The sequence below is a fragment of the Paraburkholderia sp. genome, assembly GCF_034668105.1.
In the GTDB taxonomy this organism is placed as follows: domain Bacteria; phylum Pseudomonadota; class Gammaproteobacteria; order Burkholderiales; family Burkholderiaceae; genus Paraburkholderia.
On the sequence record NZ_JAXDPY010000520.1, the window covers coordinates 1 to 3,434 of the forward strand.

General features: G+C 60.0%; 4 protein-coding genes. 2 read left to right on the forward strand and 2 right to left on the reverse strand.

Annotated elements, in window-relative coordinates; genetic code table 11:
* A partial coding sequence (locus QOC89_RS23195) for a hypothetical protein (RefSeq protein WP_323047157.1) occupies positions 1–387 on the forward strand: 387 nt, incomplete at its 5' end.
* 327 nt (positions 388–714) lie between these two features.
* On the forward strand, positions 715–933 hold the full coding sequence (locus tag QOC89_RS23200; protein WP_323047158.1) for a hypothetical protein: 219 nt from the start codon (positions 715–717) through the stop codon (positions 931–933).
* 82 nt (positions 934–1,015) lie between these two features.
* Here the strand turns inward: QOC89_RS23200 and QOC89_RS23205 are convergent, their stop codons facing one another.
* Positions 1,016–2,617, reverse strand: a complete 1,602-nt coding sequence (locus tag QOC89_RS23205; RefSeq protein ID WP_323047159.1) for a peptide chain release factor 3 — start codon at positions 2,615–2,617, stop codon at positions 1,016–1,018.
* A 328-nt stretch (positions 2,618–2,945) separates the two neighbouring features.
* Positions 2,946–3,434 (reverse strand): fimbrial protein (locus QOC89_RS23210; RefSeq protein ID WP_323047160.1); only part of this gene is annotated, 489 nt, incomplete at its 5' end.

Here is a 3,434-nt window from a genome sequence, read left to right on the forward strand (position 1 = left end):
GCATTCAGCCTTTGTGACCGGCAGTTGAGCCAACTCAATACGTTGATCACACTTGGCTCTTCAATGTGTAGGAATCCTGCTATTACCAGTGACGAAAGACGACACCATCGCACCATGCTTGAGTTGCTCGTCGACACAGCGGAGCAGTATCAACACATGCTTGAGTGCGATCGCGAGTTGTACCAGGTCATCGCGCTCGATGCGAAGGGCATTCCTCAAAGCCGTATCACCGCGAACCGTGCAGCGCGCCTGCTTGCGCAGGCAGCAGTGACCAATGGGCTCGCTCTTGCGACAACGGGCGCAGAGCAAAAACAGGCTCAGACTGAAAAGGCGACAGCGTTGGACGCCGGCACAGATGCGAAGGAGACGACGGTGGTTGGGCACTGATTCATCAAATGCCGACACTGAGGGAGTCTGCATAAGCCATTTCATGTAGCTCTCGGACAATGCCTCTGCGAAGCCTTGGGCGGAGGATGTAAAGGCGCCCCGAGTTATCTAGGTGGTACAAGAATGTAGCTAGAGGGGCCAGGGCGCTCGTCGTCATAGCGCTATGCCACCGTCCTCTGCGCCAATAATGCTCGTTAAATCGAGCGTTACATGCATAACGCTCGATTTAACGAGCGTTTTTGTTGAAATTTGACGCCTCATGGACTGCCTCGCGCCAGCAATGCGACCGAGCGCTACCTCCACCTAAGCATAGGCAAGGACGGAAGGTTGGCCACTCTGGATAATGCCCTTAGCTGGCACGACAAGTTCACGCTATCCCAGCGCACAGCCAGCCAGTTGATTGCAGACATCTGGCGTGTGGTGCGGGAGTGGCGGGTCTACTTCGAGGAGTTCGGGATTGACGCAGCGGAGATGGATAAGGCCGCACCGGCGTTTCGCCACATCGACGACATCTCGACGCCAGAGCTGCGCAAGTTGCTGCCGTGAGCCAAGTGCGCCGAGGCCTCCCGTTGTGACGAATGTGATCGCCCGGAACGGGTTGCCCCGTGTCCGTGCGACAGACAGACAATTACATCGCCTTCTTGAACGGCGCGCCCGAATGCTCGCGCAATTCGTTGAACACGATTTTCGGCCACGCCTTCTGCGCAACCTCGATTTCCGACACATGCGACGCCAGATACGTCGGTGCATCCGATGCATCGAGCGCAATCCGCGCCGCGTACGAATCGGTAAAACGACGCAACTCAGCCGCATCGTCGCAAGTTACCCAACGCGACATCCGGTAACGCGCCGGCGCCATGCGCACATCGACCTTGTATTCCGTCGACAAACGATGCGACACCACTTCGAACTGCAGTTGACCCACGGCGCCCAGAATCATCAAACCACCGACCTCCGGACGGAACACCTGGATCGCGCCCTCTTCGCCGAGCTGCTTCAGCGCTTCACCGAGCTGTTTCGCGCGCATCGGATCGACCACTTCGACGGTCTGGAAAATTTCCGGCGCGAAGAACGGCAAGCCGACGAACTGAAGCATTTCGCCTTCGGTCAGCGTATCGCCGAGACTCAGCGTGCCGTGATTCGGGATGCCGATGATGTCGCCCGGATACGCCTCGCTGACCGTCTCACGACGCTGCGACAGGAACGTCACCACGTTATTGGCGCGGAACGTCTTGTTGGTACGCGTCACCTTCACGGCCATGCCGCGTTCGAAATGCCCCGAGCACACGCGAATGAACGCCACGCGGTCGCGGTGCGCCAGGTCCATGTTCGCCTGCACTTTGAACACGACGCCGGTGAACTTCGGCTCGTCCGGCATCACCGGACGTTGCACCGTCATCCGCATCGACGGCGGCGGTGCCAGATCGACCAGCGCGTCGAGAATTTCCTTCACGCCGAAGTTGTTGATCGCCGAACCGAACAGCACCGGCGATTGCTGGCCGGCCAAAAACTGCTCACGGTCGAAATCGGGTGACGCGCCGGTGATCAGATCGATCTCTTCCTTCGCCTTGACCCACGCATGGCCGAAGCGGCGTTCGCCTTCTTCGTCGCTGAGCGCTTGCAGCGTTTCGACCTCGCCACCCGCTTTATCCTGCCCGGCGCGGAACAAACGCACCTGATCGCGCTGGATGTCGTAGACGCCCTGGAAATCCTTGCCCATACCGATCGGCCACGTGAACGGCACAGCGGCCACGCCGAGATGCTGTTCAATTTCGTCGAGCAGTTCGAGCGGCTCGCGCACTTCGCGGTCGAGCTTGTTGATGAAGGTGACGATCGGCGTCTTGCGGCTGCGGCAGACTTCGAGCAGCTTCAGCGTTTGCGCTTCGACACCGTTGGCGCCGTCGATCACCATCACGGCGGCATCGACCGCGGTCAGCACACGGTATGTGTCTTCGGAGAAGTCTTCGTGGCCCGGGGTGTCGAGCAGGTTGATCACGGCGTCGCCGTACTCGAACTGCATCACCGAGCTGGCCACCGAAATGCCCCGCTGCTTCTCGATCTCCATCCAGTCGGACGTCGCGTAGCGATTGCTCTTGCGGCCCTTCACGGTACCGGCGATCTGGATCGCGCCCGAGAACAGCAGCAGCTTTTCAGTCAGCGTGGTCTTGCCCGCGTCCGGGTGGGAAATGACCGCGAACGTGCGGCGGCGTTTGAGTTCGGAGACTGACATCGGGTCTGGCGGTCACGGATAGGGGTTCGGGCGGTGTCCGGAAGCTTGTGGCCTCGGGTCTGCCACGTCAGGCGCGGCGGCGTCGAGCTGCGGGAGTCGGGCTTGGGACCCTCGTCACAATGGCAACTCGACCGCGTCGGAACCAGGTCACGAACGAGCGTTCGACAGTACGGGAATCGCCAGCGCAGAACAGCGCAGGGAACGAATGATACACGTCATGGGGAGGTGCGTATTCGAAACAGGGTTTGAGTATCTGAAGTAGGCCCATGAATTCGGACCTGCTTCTGGGCATGCGCAAGGGCGCGAACACCCTTTCGGCACTACTGCACTATTGATATGACATCGTGAACGTGGCCGTGCCTTTCACCGTTCCGACCATCAATGCTCCGGGCGTTCGGACATATCGAACCGTGAGGGGAATATCCATCGCGCCGACTGTCGATTTCCCAGCAAACCATTGATTTGGGTTGCCCGCCACCGCGGAATCGGGGCCGTACGCGACCGGGCTCGTGCCGTTCAGAATCTGCAAGCCGACGCCCGCCGCCGAAGAACCCGGCGCAAGCCCCAGGGTGGTCGACCTGTTTGACACATCCGAGGCATCAGTCAATGTCACATTGACATTGATTGCCGCCTGCGAGCAGTTGACGCCGAGTTTGAGCGCCGCAGACCCCTTCGTCGATCCGATAGTCGCGAAGCCATCCGCAGAAATCGGAGGTAAGTCGACACTGACTGCGGGCGTGGTCACGCCGCAGGTTGACCCGATGATGACCGTGCCCGGCATGATGGTCAGCGAATGCGGCGATGTCGAGGACGCATT